Source organism: Methylomonas montana (assembly GCF_030490285.1).
Lineage (GTDB): Bacteria > Pseudomonadota > Gammaproteobacteria > Methylococcales > Methylomonadaceae > Methylomonas > Methylomonas montana.
This window is the reverse complement of the sequence record NZ_CP129884.1, coordinates 707,774-722,221: the sequence shown is the minus strand read 5'-3', so window position 1 is coordinate 722,221 and position 14,448 is coordinate 707,774. Positions and strand designations below refer to the sequence as shown.

Here is a 14,448-nt window from a genome sequence, read left to right as displayed (position 1 = left end):
TGCAAATCGAGTTTGCATAATACCGCCCCGGTTATCGGCTTGCCAAGCATAGAACTTTAACTTTTCGATGCCGTTTTGCCTATCCAGTCACATTACTTAACTATTTGTCTTTCTTGAATATTTTTAGATATAACTCGTTAAAGAACGGCAATCCGCGACGTTGAACTTGCGACCAACAATAGGTAGTGGCTTGCTTAAGCAACTGGCCTAGCTTTTGGGCCATGGTCTCGCCGCCCATCTCTATAAATCTAGCCTCGACAACGGTACTCCATTGCGGCCTCGGCCGGCCTTCGGCATCCAGAAACACTCTGTCGAACAACCACATTTCCGCAACGGAAACCGTCCACATAAACGCAAACGAGACCGCCATACCGCCGCCAGCCACGATTACCAGCCAAGCGAATATCGGGTCCAGCTTGGTCAACCACCACGATAAAATATCCACCAGCAAAAACACATACGGCATGCCGATCGCGATACATTTGTACTTGACGGTACTGGTTTCCGAAAAACTGAAAATCAGACCGACAAACATGAATATGAAGCTGATGCCGAACAAATGGATGTGAGAAACCCGCGTCAGCGAACTAAACGTGGCACCTTCGTCTTCCTTGGTCAACTCTTCCACCACCTTAAAATCGCTCAGATCGGGAATCGAAGCCCCCTTGTTGTGGCACATCACGCAACGTTCCTGGATGATTTTTTCAATGCCATCATCGACAAAATCGTCCTGATCGGCACCGTCGCGCACCCATTGAATGATGGCGAAACGCTCCTGTTCGGAGGCATTCTCTTTCATGGAACCGTTCAGCTTGGTTTCCAGCAAGGTTCCCGAGCGGTTACCGTAGTAGCTGTAGACAATGTCATCTATCGACAAGCCAAACTTGCCGTCAGCCATACCGTGGGTAAACAAAATTTGGATCAAAGCCATCAGATACCCGACCGCAACGGTAGTCAAATAGCCGGTAAACAGCACCTTGACGGGGGTATCCATTTGTTTTAACGAAGAAAATTCGCGTGCCATAGTTAGTTACGCTAGTTTGGAAGGGATGGCTGCATTATAGCTTGGTTATATTGTCATCGACCAAAAAATCCAGTTTGTTTCGGGCATAAAAAAGGCCCTTGATCATCAAGAGCCTTTTTACCCGTAACCGTTATCGCTTATCTGGGCAGGACATTAGCAGCAGTCAAACCTTTGGGACCGGATTCGATATCGAACTGAACCGACTGGCCTGGAGATAAAGTTTTGAATCCTTCGCCCTTAATGACCGAGTGATGCACAAAAACATCTTCTTTGCCTTCGGAAGGCTCGATAAATCCAAACCCTTTAGTGTTGTTAAACCACTTTACAGTGCCTGTTGCCATTTTTAAAACTCCTACAAAATAAAACTAATGGTTACGCAGACCGACAATATTGACAACCGGACCTACTGATTAGCAACGGCCATAATCTCTCAACATCTGTTATCTGAGCGCGGCCATTGTACTTTGAAATATTTGGCAAGGCTACCAAGGATGTCGATAGAAATAAGCGTCGTAAACAAACATTCCCTTTTAATAAATTATCGGCCGACCGACGCCGCTTGCTTGAAAAGTGATCTATGCTGCCCCATCTCGGCGGCAACTCAATTTATATTCCTAACGAGGTACGCAGCATGCGAATGGATAAATTAACCAGCAAATTTCAACAAGCGCTCAGCGACGCGCAAAGTATGGCATTGGGCAAGGACCACCAATTCATCGAGCCTTTGCATGTGATGCTGGCGCTGATCGACCAGGAAGGCGGCAGCATCAAACCGCTGCTGATGCAGGTCGGCATTCAAGTCAATGCGCTACGCAATGAGCTGAGCAAGGAGATCGACCGGCTAGCCAGCGTCTCCGGCGCTGGCGGCGACATGCAGATTTCCAACGAGCTGTCGCGCATGTTGAATCTGACCGACAAACTGGCGCAGAAGCGCAAGGACGCTTTTATCTCCAGCGAGCTATTTCTGCTGGCCGCGCTGGAAACCAACGGTTCCTTGCAAAAGATTCTGAAACAAACCGGCGTCACCGCATCTTCGGTCGAAAAAGCCATCGAAAACATGCGCGGAGGCCAGAACGTCAATGACGCCAATGCCGAAGATCAACGCCAAGCCCTAAAAAAATACACCATCAACCTGACCGAACGCGCCGAGCAAGGTAAGTTGGACCCGGTCATCGGCCGCGACGACGAAATCCGCCGCACCATCCAGGTCTTGCAGCGCCGCACCAAAAACAATCCGGTGCTGATCGGCGAGCCCGGCGTCGGCAAGACTGCCATCGTCGAAGGACTGGCGCAGCGCATCGTCAACGGCGAAGTGCCCGAAGGCATCAAGGGCAAGCAATTGCTATCGCTGGATATGGCTGCGCTGATCGCTGGCGCCAAGTTCCGCGGCGAGTTTGAAGAACGTTTGAAAGCCGTGCTGAACGACATCGCCAAGCAAGAAGGCCAAGTCATCCTTTTCGTCGACGAGTTGCACACCATGGTCGGCGCCGGCAAGGCCGAAGGCGCGATGGACGCCGGCAACATGTTGAAACCCGCCTTGGCCCGCGGCGAACTACATTGCGTCGGCGCCACCACGCTAGACGAATACCGGCGTTATATCGAAAAAGACGCGGCATTGGAACGGCGCTTTCAAAAAGTGTTGGTCGACGAACCCAGCGTCGAAGACACCATCGCCATTTTGCGCGGTTTGAAAGAGCGTTACGAAATCCATCACAGCGTCGACATCACCGACCCGGCCATCGTCGCCGCTGCCGTGTTATCCCACCGCTACATTTCCGACCGCCAGTTGCCGGATAAAGCCATCGACTTGATCGACGAAGCCGCCAGCCGCATCCGCATGGAAATGGATTCCAAACCGGAAGCGATGGATAAACTGGATAGACGTTTGATTCAATTAAAAATAGAACGCGAGGCGATGAAAAACGAAAGCGACGCCGCGTCGAAAAAGCGCCTGGAAATCCTGCAAGTGGAAATCGCCGAACTGGAAAAAGAATATTCCGATCTGGACGAAATCTGGAAAGCCGAGAAAGCTGCATTACAAGGCACCGCCACGATTAAGGAACGCCTGGAACACGCCCGCCTAGAGCTGGAAGCCGCCCGTCGCAGTCAGGATTACACTCGTATGTCCGAGTTGCAATACGGCGATATACCCAAACTGGAAAAAGAGCTGGACCTGGCTTCGCAAGCGGAAATGCAGGACACCACTTTGTTGCGCAGTAAAGTCACCGAAGAAGAAATCGCCGAAGTCGTCTCGAAATGGACTGGCATTCCGGTATCAAAAATGATGGAAGGCGAGCGGGAAAAATTGTTGCGCATGGAAGAAGAGCTGGGCAAACGGGTGATAGGCCAGACCGAAGCCTTGAAAGCCGTTAGTAACGCCATTCGCCGCTCCCGCGCGGGCTTGTCCGACCCGAACCGGCCCAACGGCTCTTTCCTGTTCCTCGGCCCGACCGGCGTCGGCAAAACCGAGCTGTGCAAGGCCCTGGCCGAATTCATGTTTGATACCGAAGAAGCCATGGTGCGGATCGATATGTCGGAGTTCATGGAAAAGCATTCGGTAGCACGCCTGATCGGCGCACCTCCCGGTTATGTCGGTTACGAGGAAGGCGGCTATCTCACCGAGGCCGTGCGCCGCAAACCTTACTCGGTCATTCTGCTGGACGAGATCGAAAAAGCTCATGCCGATGTGTTTAATGTATTGCTGCAAGTGCTGGACGACGGCCGCTTGACCGACGGCCAGGGCCGCACCGTCGATTTCAAGAACACCGTGGTGGTAATGACTTCCAACCTCGGTTCCAGCGTGATCCAGGAACTCGCGGGCGAGGAAAACTACATCACTATGAAAGACGCGGTGATGGAAATCGTCGGCCAGCATTTTCGGCCGGAGTTTATCAATCGGGTCGACGAAGCCGTGGTGTTTCATCCGCTCGGCCAAGGTCAGATTCGGGCGATCTGCAAAATTCAGATCGAGCTACTGCGCCGCCGTCTACAGGAAAAGGACATCGGTTTGGACATCAGTGAAGCCGCATTGGATTTGCTCGGCGAAGCCGGTTTCGACCCTGTTTACGGTGCCCGTCCGCTGAAACGAGCTATTCAAAGGCAGCTGGAAAACCCGCTGGCCAATGAAATTTTGTCAGGACACTTCATCCCTGGGGACTCGATCAAAATCGATGTAGCTAACGACGGGCTGACGTTTAGTAAATAAAAACAGATAGCGTCGGGTTGGGCTATCTTCCAACCCGACAGCAATGAAAGCAAATGTCCAACCAATCTTGACTTTATTCTTTCGCTCCGGCCTGAACCAGAATAGTTTCAATTTCCTTATATCCCCGTGTCCGTGCAAACTGCAGGGCATTTGCCGTTGGCTTGGCGCCGTTTGCCAGCAATAGCTTTACCACTTCCAACTGCCCTCTGCCGGCAGCCAACCCCAATGCCGCACTATCGCCAGCATTTACATCGATTCCCGCGTCCAGAAATAAGCGCACCGTAGCCATATCACCGGAACCGGCGGATGTTGCGAATTGCTGCTCGGTATATTCGACACCTATTTTTTGCAGATCTTTCCGGGCTTGCAAGGCATCCCCGGCCCATGCCGCATCCGTATGGAAAATACTCGTTGCCAGTAGTGCTATGATCGCCAACACAATATTCAGATTAGTTTTAAGTAAAATTTTGCCGTTCATCTTTGGCCTCTTTAGGGCATAAATCCAGATACTCATAGCGTATTGATGCCACAAACGCGTATGAACGGGATGCGTACATCTCCGATGACATCCGACAGGGCAGTTTTTTTGATCTTCGAGGTAGAATCCATTTAGAAACCCTATAATCTTGTTCCGGACTAAATTTTAATCACCCGGCCCTCGGCGGCCGATTGCAACGCAGCCACGATAATTCTGCAGTTATCACGGGCATCGTCCAGAGATAATTGTGGCTCCTTACCGTTCAGCACGCAATTGCTGAAATGTTCGATCTCCAGACGAAAGTGATTGGAAGCAGGCAAGCGCTCTTCGGACTGACGACCGTCTTCTGTCCACCAGGAAATCACCGGCACGTCGCCGGGCAATTGCCAGACCACATGGCATTTAATACCGCCTTGGGTACCGATGATTTCGTATTCGCAGCGCCGAGCCCGTTCGAAACTGAAATCGAAATGAGCGAATTTACCGTCGCCGAAATCCAACACGCCGCTGGTGGTGATGTCGGCGCCGCTTTCCACGTATTTGGATATGGCGGTAACGGTACGTGGCACTTGTTGAAAAAACATTCGTAATGAATGAATCGCATAGCAACCGATATCCCACATCGCCCCGCCGCCGCGCGAGACATCGTCGGCCAATCGGTACATCCGCGCCGGCCGCATCATGAACGAGTAGCTGGCGCGTACCGATCGGATTTCACCTATCAGGCCGGAACGGATCAACTCCAGCACTCGGGCGTGTTGCGGATGGAAACGGTACATAAAGCCTTCCATCACGGTCACACGGTAACGGCGGGCGGCCGTTTCTATCGCATCAATGTCGGCAACCGCCAATGCCATCGGTTTTTCGCACAGCACATGCTTGCGATGCTCGATGGCACGCAAGGTCCATTCAGCGTGCTCATGATTCGCCATCGGCAAATAGATGGCTTGTACGTCTTCGTCGTTGAGCAATGCATCCAGATTGTCGTAACTCTGTATTTCCGGATGACAAGGCGCATATTGAGCCAGGGTTTGCGCTGCGGCTCCGGGCCGGCGGCTGGCGATACCAATCAGCTCGGCGTTCGATGCTTCGACTATCGCAGGCAATAGGCGTTCGTTGATGCGCGCCGCACCGAGGATGCCCCAGCGCAGCTTGGCTTGATCTTGGTTATTCATGGCAGTACCTTGAACTGATGAGCAAAGAGCTATCAGATTAGCAGTTTGTCCGCATGCCGCAAGCGTCTAAAACCAAAAAATTATGACGGGCGCTCACGGTCTATGATAAATAGCCAAGCTTGCGTAAATCAAATCGCTTGATTATGCATCACCATACGAAGCCAATAATACCGGGCAACCGCAGCTCGGATTGCCCACCGATTACTTCACTTCCCAGGAGGAACAATGCATTCACTAAGACATTTTTTATTTGCGGCGCCGATAGCACTAATGATGCTGGCCTCACCAAACGTGTCGGCCGATACAGCTGCCCATAAATTCGGCCGCGGCTTGGCCGGGATGACTTGCGGTTTTCTGGAATTACCTGGCAATATCGTCAAGGAAACCAACGCCAAAGGCGCAGCCGGCTTGCCCGTGGGTTTGGCGATGGGCATTGGGATGATCGTGACTCGCGAATTGGTAGGCGTTTACGAATTCGTCAGCGCACCGTTTCCGGTACCGGCGGGTTTCCGGCCGATTCTAAGCCCTGAATACCCTTGGAGCTACTTCAAATAAATTCGATCTGACACGAACCCATTCTCGCACCCCACGTCCGTCGGATGGCGGGGTGCGAGATCAGCGCCATCCGCCAGCAAAACCAAAAAAAACGCCGCGCATAAAAAAGGCCCAAGCAACATCGGTTGCATAGGCCTTGGTGATCTATCGGCTTTAGGCCGAGATCAAGCCATCGCGCGCAGTCTGTCGTTAAGTCTGCTTTTGCTGCGAGCGGCTTTATTTTTGTGGATCAGGCCTTTGTTAACGGCCGAATCGATCACAGGAACAGCGGTTTTAAACGCGGCTTGAGCTTGCTCTTTATCGCCTGCTCTAACAGCGGCGATCACTTTTTTGATAAAAGTGCGTAAGTTACTGCGCTGTCCGGCATTGCGAATACGGCTTTTCTCAGCCTGACGCGCTCTTTTTCTAGCTTGTGGTGAATTAGCCATAGTCTATCAGTTCGTTTGAGTTAATTTGGAACCGCGTATTATCTTTTTGGATGCTATGATTGTCAAATTTTTAGTGACTCCGAAACACTCTCAGACAAAACGTGAGCAAGCAGCTTATTAAATCCACCGCGATCGTTAGCAGTATGACCATGATTTCGCGGGTCATGGGCTTTGTCCGAGACATGCTGTTTGCCAACATTTTCGGTGTGAACGCGGCGACCGACGCGTTTTTCGTGGCGTTTAGAATTCCGAATTTCCTACGCCGCCTGTTCGCGGAAGGCGCTTTTGCGCAAGCTTTCGTGCCTATCCTCGCGGATTATAACGAAAAAGGCAGCCGCCAGGCCTTGCAATTATTCATCGACCGTTCGGCGGGGACGCTGGCGCTGTTACTGATGCTGGCCACGCTGCTAGGCGTGATCGCCGCGCCCTTGCTGATTATGCTGTTCGCCCCCGGCTTCCTATGGGAGGGCGGCCAGTACCAATTGGCCGTGCAAATGCTCCGCATCACCTTTCCTTATTTGTTTTTCGTCACGCTGGTAGCGTTTGCCGGGGCCATTTTAAACGCACGCGGCAAATTCGCAATTCCGGCGCTGACGCCAGTATTTTTGAATATTTGCATGATAGGCGCAGCAATTTGGCTCTCGCCTTTGCTGACTGAACCGATCATCGCGCTAGCCTGGGGCGTATTTGGCGCCGGCGTAGTGCAGCTGTTGTTCCAAATTCCAGCCTTATTTCGTCTGGGCTTGATGCCGAGACCGCGCTGGGGATACCGCGACCCGATCGTGAAGCGGATGCTGAAACTGATGCTGCCAGCCATTTTTGGGGTGTCGGTGGTACAGGTCAATTTATTATTCGGCACCTTGGTTGCCTCATTTTTGACCTCGGGCAGCGTCTCCTGGTTATATTATTCGGATCGGTTGGTCGAGTTTCCGCTCGGCATCCTAGGCGTGGCATTGGGGACCGTGATTCTGCCGAGATTGTCGGAAAATCACGCCGCCGACGATGCACAAGCATTTTCCAAGGCTTTGGACTGGGGTTTGAAACTGGTATTACTGATCGGTTTGCCGGCTACACTGGGCTTGACGTTATTGGCGGAACCCTTGTTGTCGACCTTGTTTCAATACAACGAATTTGGCAGCGACGATGTGCGGATGGCCGGCAAAAGCTTGATGGCTTACTCGCTGGGCTTATTGGCCTTCATGTTGATCAAAGTGCTGGTGCCCGGTTTTACCTCGCGCCAAGACACGCAAACACCCGTGCGTTTTGGCATCCATTCGATCGTCGCCAACGTGGTATTAAATCTATTGTTGGTACTGCCGTTAGCCCATGCCGGCATAGCCTTGGCAACCACCCTGTCGGCTTATCTAAACGCGCTGCTGCTGCTGTTTACCTTGCTAAAAAACAAGATTTATCAGCCAGGTAAGCAATGGCCTCTATACATTGCACGAATTGTGGCAGCCAACACAATCATGTCGACGTTTTTATATTATTTTGTCGACGTCGAGTTGTGGCTCGATTGGAGCGCCTCCCAACGCGGACTGCATCTGACCATCACCATCGGCACAGCAATACTGATTTATACCTTATCGCTGTTATTGTTAGGCGTCCGGCCCCGGCATATCGGCTTACAAAAATCTTCGACGGCTTGAGATTTTCGGCGGAGCCACCATAGTCATGTAGAATGCACCGCAAACAGCGGTTTCCGTAACGATTCAAGATAATATTCAGTAAGCTATGAACACAAAAACAATCGGTTTTATCGGTGGCGGCAATATGGCGACCAGTTTGATCAGAGGCTTGATTGCCAGTGGCCATTCGCCACAGCAGATATGGGTGTCCGATACGGCACCGGCAACGTTGCAAGCTCACGCCGATCAACTGCATGTCAATATTTCCACCAGCAACGAAACTATCGTCAATGAAGTCGAAGTCGTAGTGCTGGCGGTCAAGCCGCAAACTCTTCGTGACGTGGCTCAACAAATCGCCCCCAGCCTGAAACAAAAAAATGTACTGGTGGTATCGATCGCAGCCGGCATTTCCCAACAAAGCCTGTCGCAATGGCTGGGCAGTGACGTAGCCGTCGTGCGCTGCATGCCCAATACGCCGGCGCTGGTGCAGACCGGAGCGACCGCGCTGCACGCCAATGCCAATGTCGACGGTGAACAAAAAGATCTGGCCGAAAATATTTTGCGCGCGGTCGGCTTGACACTCTGGGTAAGCGACGAAGCCCAGCTCGACGCCGTCACCGCAGTATCGGGCAGCGGACCGGCTTATTTCTTCCTATTGATGGAAGCCATGGAAAAAGCTGCCCTGGAATTAGGGCTAGACGAACATTCAGCCAGATTACTCATTCAACAGACCGCACTGGGCGCCTCAAAGATTGCGCTGGAATCCTCCGAGTCGCCTGCGCAGTTGCGCGCACGCGTCACTTCGCCGGGCGGCACCACTCAACAAGCTATCGAGACCTTTACCCAAAACGGTTTCGTCGAGCTGGTTGCCAAAGCCCTGCATGCCGCCCGCGATCGTTCGATTGAAATGTCGCAAGAATTGGGAGCCAACTAATGGGCAGCAACTACATGACCGATCCCGTCGTGTTTTTGATCGACACCTTGTTTTCGCTGTACATTCTGGCGGTTGCATTGCGGTTTTTATTGCAATGGACACAGGCCGATTTTTATAATCCGGTATCGCAATTTCTAGTCAAAATCACTCACCCGCCCTTGCGGATCATGCGCCGTTTTATTCCGGCGATCGGCCGCGTCGACAGTTCTTCCTTATTGCTGGCGTTGCTGCTGCAAATGATCGCCAATTTCTCGATTCTGGCTATCAAAGGGTTGTCGATTAGTTTTGTCGCGTTAACACTGCTGTCGTTTACCGATCTGCTGAAAATGCTGATCGATATATTTATCTACGCTATTTTTGCCGGCGCCATCCTCAGTTGGTTCGCGGCGGGCAGCTACAGCGCCGCCTCATCGATTTTGTACAGCCTGACCGATCCACTGCTGAATATCTGCCGAAAAGTATTGCCCGATATGGGCGGAATTGATTTGTCGCCGCTGGTGGCGCTGGTATTGTTGCAATTGGCCAAAATGATGATTTTGCCACCCTTGCATCAATTGGTCAGTCTACTGGGTTAATGGACGCTGGTCTTGCCATGCGAAAATCAGTCACCAAACCCACGCTAATTATCGCTCTCGCCCTGCTGGCTGCGCTGAGCGAGCCGGCATTCGCCAAAAAAATGTACCGCTGGGTGGATGAAAACGGCAATGTCTATTTTTCCGACCAAGTGCCGCCCGATCAAGTGCAACACAAACGGGAAACCTTGAGCGAGAAGGCGCGGGTAGTCGATGTGATTGAAAAAGCCAAAACCGGGGAACAGCTTGCCCAGCAAAAGAGACTGGATGCATTACGCAAGGAACAGGAAAAAATTATCGCCAAACAAGCGGCTAACGACAAAGTATTGCTGAGCACCTTCCGCAATCTCGATGACATGAACAAGACGCTAGTCAATAAAATGGCAGGGTTCGATGCCGCTCGAAAAGTAATAGAAGGCAATCTCGAGCGGCTTGCCCAACAACTGCAACAGCAACAACAGCAAGCCGCCGAGCATGAACGCAATGCCCGCAAAGTGCCGGAAAAATTACTGGCAGACATTGCCGCCACCAAACAACAAATCGAAATTACCCAAAAAGAGCTGGAACGTCATCAACAAGAAAGACGAAACAGCGAAAGAGAATTCAAAGCCGATATGGACCGCTTTCAATTTCTCACTCAATCCAACGAAGATAGTAAAACCAGCAGCAGCACCTTGGCTGCCAGCAATGCCAGCAACGAATTAGGCCTATTCGTTTGCCAGGATAGCGCGCAATGCCTAAAAGCCTGGAAATTTGCCAGCGAGTTTATAACCGCTCACGCAAATACCGGGCCGGATGTGGAGAGCGACAAGCTGATCATGCGCGCCGCGCCGCAGAAGGACCAGGACATGAGCCTTTCGGTATCGATGCTTGAGAGCAACAATAGTCAGCAAATTTTTCTGGATATCCGCTGCCGGCAATCCAGTATAGGCACGGAATTGTGCGCGGGCGATAAGGCTCAGGCCATTCGTCAGGCCTTCGCCCCGTTCATCCAATCCAACCTAGCGGCGCAGCAATAAAGTACCGACACCCTGATCGGTAAATAACTCTAGCAATACCGCGTGATCGACCCGACCATCGATGATGTGCACGCTGGTCACGCCGCCTTTCAACGCATCGGTAGCACAGCGGGTTTTCGGGATCATGCCGCCGGAAATGGTACCGTCGGCAATCAAATCGTCGATGTCCGTCAAAGTCAAACCCGTCAACAAATTGCCTTGCTTATCTAGTATTCCGGGGATATTAGTCAACAACATCAACTTTTCGGCCTTTAATACTTCCGCCACCTTGCCCGCCACCAGATCGGCATTGATATTATAGGAATGGCCGTCCTTGCCGACGCCGATCGGCGCGATCACCGGAATAAAATCGCTATTGCCCAGCATTTCCACCACCGCCGGATCGATGCTACTGACTTCGCCGACATGGCCCAAATCGATGATTTCCGGCGCATCGTCCAGCGAAGGACCAGCTTTAGTGATATTGATCTTGCGGGCATGGATGAAGTTACCGTCCTTCCCCGTCAAGCCGACCGCCTTGCCGCCCTGCATGTTGATCATGTTGACGATTTCCTTATTCACCAGGCCCCCCAACACCATTTCCACCACGTCCATGGTTTCGCTGTCGGTGACGCGCATACCGTCGATAAATTCCGAGGTTTTCCCGAGTCTGTTCAGCAAACTGCCAATTTGCGGACCGCCGCCATGCACGACAATGGGATTGATACCCACTAACTTCATCAACACAATGTCACGGGCGAAACTATGTTTCAGCGCCTCATCGACCATGGCGTTGCCGCCGAATTTGATGACTACGGTTTTGCCCTTGAATTTTTGAATATACGGCAAAGCTTCGATCAGAACATGGGCGATCTGGTGTGCGGTTTTTTCTTTCATGATCACTAACAAAATTAAAAAGGTAGGTGAATATCGGGTTTGATTTGCAGCATCAGCTGCTTGAATTGAGTTTGAATGCGCAGCATGGCGTCCTGGCTGTCTGCTTCAAAACGCACGGTCAACACCGGCGTGGTATTAGAGGCCCGAACCAGACCCCAGCCGTCGGCAAACTCAACACGCATACCGTCGATGTTAATGATCTTGCCATCTTTAAAGTTTGCGTGACTGAACATCTGCTCGACAAAACCCACGCCTTCGCCCGCAGCCATTGGCACATGCAACTCAGGAGTATTGATACTGTCCGGCAGTTCGGCAAACACCTCGCTGCTAGAGCGCGTATCGGCGGAGAGCATCTCAATCAGCCGCGCCGCCGCATACAAGGCGTCGTCAAAACCGAACCAGCGGTCGTTAAAGAAAATATGGCCGCTCATTTCCCCTGCCAACGCCGCCGCAGTTTCTTTTAATTTCGCTCTCATCAAGGAATGACCGCTTTTCCACATCAACGGCCGTCCGCCGCGCTTGATGATTTGGTTGTGCAGATGCTTGGAGCATTTAACGTCATAAATAATCTCGGCCCCCGGCTTATTGGCCAGCACATCGCGAGCGAATAACATCATTTGCCGATCCGGCCAGATGATCTTGCCGCTAGAATCGACGACGCCTAGCCTGTCCCCATCGCCGTCAAAAGCGACGCCGACATCGGCTGCGTAATGCCGCACTGCGGTCACCAGATCGTCCAGATTTTCCGGTTTGCTGGGATCGGGATGATGATGGGGGAAATTACCGTCGATATCGCAAAACAGTTCGACGACTTCGCAGCCCATGGTCCGTAACAGCATCGGTGCCAATTGACCTGCGGCACCGTTACCGCAGTCGATCACCACCCGCATGGGCCGTACCAAATGCACATCCTCGCAAATCATGCCGATATATTCATTGCTGAACATATTGTTTTGCTCGACGGTACCGAATTCGCCTTGGTGGTAGTCGCCGGCATCGATGCGCTGTTTGAGCTGTTGAATTTTGTCGCCGGATAAGGTCTCGCCGTTCAACACCAATTTCAGGCCGTTGTAATCGATGGGGTTATGGCTACCAGTGACCATCACACCGCTCCGGCCATCGATATGTTGAGTAACGAAATACAGCAATGGCGTCGGCACCAAGCCGATATTCAGCACGTCGCAGCCGGCAGCGGTAATGCCTTTTGCCAGCGCGTCCGCTAAACCGGGACTGGACAGACGGCCATCCCTGCCCATCACGATAGTCTTGATATTGAGATCCCTGGCCTCGCTCGCCAACGCCCGACCGATATTTTGCACCGCTTCCGGCGTCAAACCGCGACCAACAATACCGCGAATGTCATAGGCCTTGAAAATACCGGCAAAATCGTCCTCGACCAATACCAACGAAGGCGCGGCACTTGCCGGAGCAAGTGCCGGCTGCTCTGCGATACGGATGGGTGTTGAGGCCACTGCCACCGGCACGCTGGCATACTGTTCCGTCGCTACAGTCTTGGTGGCATCCTCGACGAAGTCGAGATCGAAAGATTCATCGAAGAACTCAAGCCCCTCATCATTCTCGACCTGATCTTTTTGAGGGTTCTTATCTTGCTCGAGGATGCGCTTGAATTGGGCCAATGTCGAAACGATCGACCGCATTTCGTCAAGCTGCACCGGATAGTGACCGACATTTTTGCCCGTCATCATATCCTTGGCCGCTTTCAGAATACTGCTCTGATCGTGACGCAGATAATCGGCCAGCTTGCGATAACCCATAAAAAAAGCCAGGCAGGCCAACAAGGCTGGAATCAGGGTAATGCTGGTAAACAGCGCGACATCACCGGCGCTCACCCCGCCACCGACCCACAAATTGGTCTGCCAGCGAGTATTGGTCAGTGGCAAAATTTGCGGCTCGTCAAGTTTTGCACCGGCGTTGCCGCTCACGGCTAATATCGCCTGATCCTGCTTGATTTCAATATAACCGCCGCTGAAAGTGGTTTTGGAAAGCAATTGCTGGAGCAAATCGGGTTTCAGACTGACTAGAATCACGCCAATCGCCTGCTGATTGTGACTGACAATGCTAGTCATAGCCAGGTGTCTATGCTCGCCTTCGCCCTGCACCACGGGCTTTTGCTTGGCCGTTAACGTCGCCCGCACCATTTCCAAATCTGCAAAGCCCATATTCGGCGTCTGCGTCAGATCGGTCTCGCTGACCGACACCGGTAGCACGCGCACTCGCAAGGACTGCGGAACAACGCTCTGTATTCGTGCCGCGACGATATCCAAAGCCGCTTTATCTTGACTGTAAGCGCTAAGCACGGCAATCACATCGGGGCCTTGCGCCAAACCGTCGATCACCCGCTGCAGCGTATCGATCTGGTTAGCAACGCTAACCGCGATGCCGCTGGCTATTGCCGTGGTGCTGACTTGCTGGGTTTCTCTGACCTGAGCGGCCGAAAACCAGTAGGCCCCGCTACCCGCCAACAGCACCATCAACCCCGCAATCGCAGCGATTATGCTAAATATGCGTCCCATGTTGCCACTCCTTTAAGCGC

Annotated in this window: 13 protein-coding genes; 6 read left to right on the top strand and 7 right to left on the bottom strand. The window is 52.3% G+C overall.

The window, feature by feature from the left end:
- Positions 1 to 100: 100 nt before the first annotated feature.
- Both QZJ86_RS03510 and QZJ86_RS03505 read right to left on the bottom strand, forming a co-directional pair.
- Entirely contained in the window at positions 101 to 1,024 is a 924-nt protein-coding gene (locus QZJ86_RS03510; protein ID WP_301936464.1) for a hypothetical protein, read from the bottom strand.
- 137 nt (positions 1,025 to 1,161) lie between these two features.
- Positions 1,162 to 1,365: a cold-shock protein gene (locus QZJ86_RS03505; RefSeq protein ID WP_020483379.1), complete on the bottom strand. Its 204-nt coding sequence runs from the start codon at positions 1,363 to 1,365 to the stop codon at positions 1,162 to 1,164.
- Positions 1,366 to 1,655: 290 nt separating this feature from the next.
- Here QZJ86_RS03505 and clpB point away from each other — a divergent pair, with 290 nt between their 5' ends.
- Positions 1,656 to 4,229 carry an ATP-dependent chaperone ClpB gene (clpB, locus tag QZJ86_RS03500; protein ID WP_301936461.1) on the top strand — a complete coding sequence of 858 codons (2,574 nt, stop codon included), beginning with the start codon at positions 1,656 to 1,658 and terminating at the stop codon, positions 4,227 to 4,229.
- Positions 4,230 to 4,302: 73 nt separating this feature from the next.
- Here the strand turns inward: clpB and QZJ86_RS03495 are convergent, their stop codons facing one another.
- Both QZJ86_RS03495 and QZJ86_RS03490 read right to left on the bottom strand, forming a co-directional pair.
- Positions 4,303 to 4,707, bottom strand: a complete 405-nt coding sequence (locus QZJ86_RS03495) for an ankyrin repeat domain-containing protein (protein WP_301936458.1) — start codon at positions 4,705 to 4,707, stop codon at positions 4,303 to 4,305.
- Positions 4,708 to 4,865: 158 nt separating this feature from the next.
- Entirely contained in the window at positions 4,866 to 5,882 is a 1,017-nt protein-coding gene (locus QZJ86_RS03490) for a Gfo/Idh/MocA family protein (protein WP_301936456.1), read from the bottom strand.
- A gap of 225 nt (positions 5,883 to 6,107) precedes the next feature.
- On the opposite strand from QZJ86_RS03490, the gene QZJ86_RS03485 reads away from it, so the two are divergent.
- Complete coding sequence (locus tag QZJ86_RS03485; RefSeq protein WP_301936454.1) at positions 6,108 to 6,437, top strand: exosortase system-associated protein, TIGR04073 family; 330 nt, start codon at positions 6,108 to 6,110, stop codon at positions 6,435 to 6,437.
- Positions 6,438 to 6,601: 164 nt separating this feature from the next.
- On the opposite strand, the gene rpsT is transcribed toward QZJ86_RS03485, so the two are convergent.
- Positions 6,602 to 6,865, bottom strand: coding sequence for a 30S ribosomal protein S20 (gene rpsT / locus QZJ86_RS03480; RefSeq protein ID WP_301936452.1), 264 nt, complete (start codon positions 6,863 to 6,865; stop codon positions 6,602 to 6,604).
- Between the two features lie 101 nt (positions 6,866 to 6,966).
- Here rpsT and murJ point away from each other — a divergent pair, with 101 nt between their 5' ends.
- The 4 genes from murJ (at position 6,967) to QZJ86_RS03460 (ending at position 11,018) form a co-directional block, all read left to right on the top strand.
- A complete protein-coding gene (gene murJ / locus QZJ86_RS03475; protein ID WP_301936451.1) occupies positions 6,967 to 8,514 on the top strand; it encodes a murein biosynthesis integral membrane protein MurJ in 1,548 nt (515 codons plus the stop codon).
- Between the two features lie 85 nt (positions 8,515 to 8,599).
- Entirely contained in the window at positions 8,600 to 9,427 is an 828-nt protein-coding gene (gene proC / locus QZJ86_RS03470) for a pyrroline-5-carboxylate reductase (RefSeq protein WP_301936450.1), read from the top strand.
- A complete protein-coding gene (locus QZJ86_RS03465; protein WP_301936449.1) occupies positions 9,427 to 10,002 on the top strand; it encodes a YggT family protein in 576 nt (191 codons plus the stop codon). Before proC ends, QZJ86_RS03465 begins: the two co-directional genes overlap by 1 nt.
- Positions 10,003 to 10,019: 17 nt before the next feature.
- On the top strand, positions 10,020 to 11,018 hold the full coding sequence (locus tag QZJ86_RS03460) for a DUF4124 domain-containing protein (protein ID WP_301936447.1): 999 nt from the start codon (positions 10,020 to 10,022) through the stop codon (positions 11,016 to 11,018).
- Here QZJ86_RS03460 and argB read toward each other — a convergent pair.
- Together argB and QZJ86_RS03450 are read right to left on the bottom strand one after the other, a co-directional pair.
- Positions 11,001 to 11,894 (bottom strand): acetylglutamate kinase, encoded by an 894-nt coding sequence (gene argB / locus QZJ86_RS03455; RefSeq protein WP_301936446.1) that lies wholly within the window; start codon positions 11,892 to 11,894, stop codon positions 11,001 to 11,003. The two genes, QZJ86_RS03460 and argB, sit on opposite strands and share 18 nt — an antisense overlap.
- Before the next feature lie 14 nt (positions 11,895 to 11,908).
- A complete protein-coding gene (locus QZJ86_RS03450) occupies positions 11,909 to 14,428 on the bottom strand; it encodes a phosphomannomutase/phosphoglucomutase (RefSeq protein WP_301936444.1) in 2,520 nt (839 codons plus the stop codon).
- Positions 14,429 to 14,448: the final 20 nt, after the last annotated feature.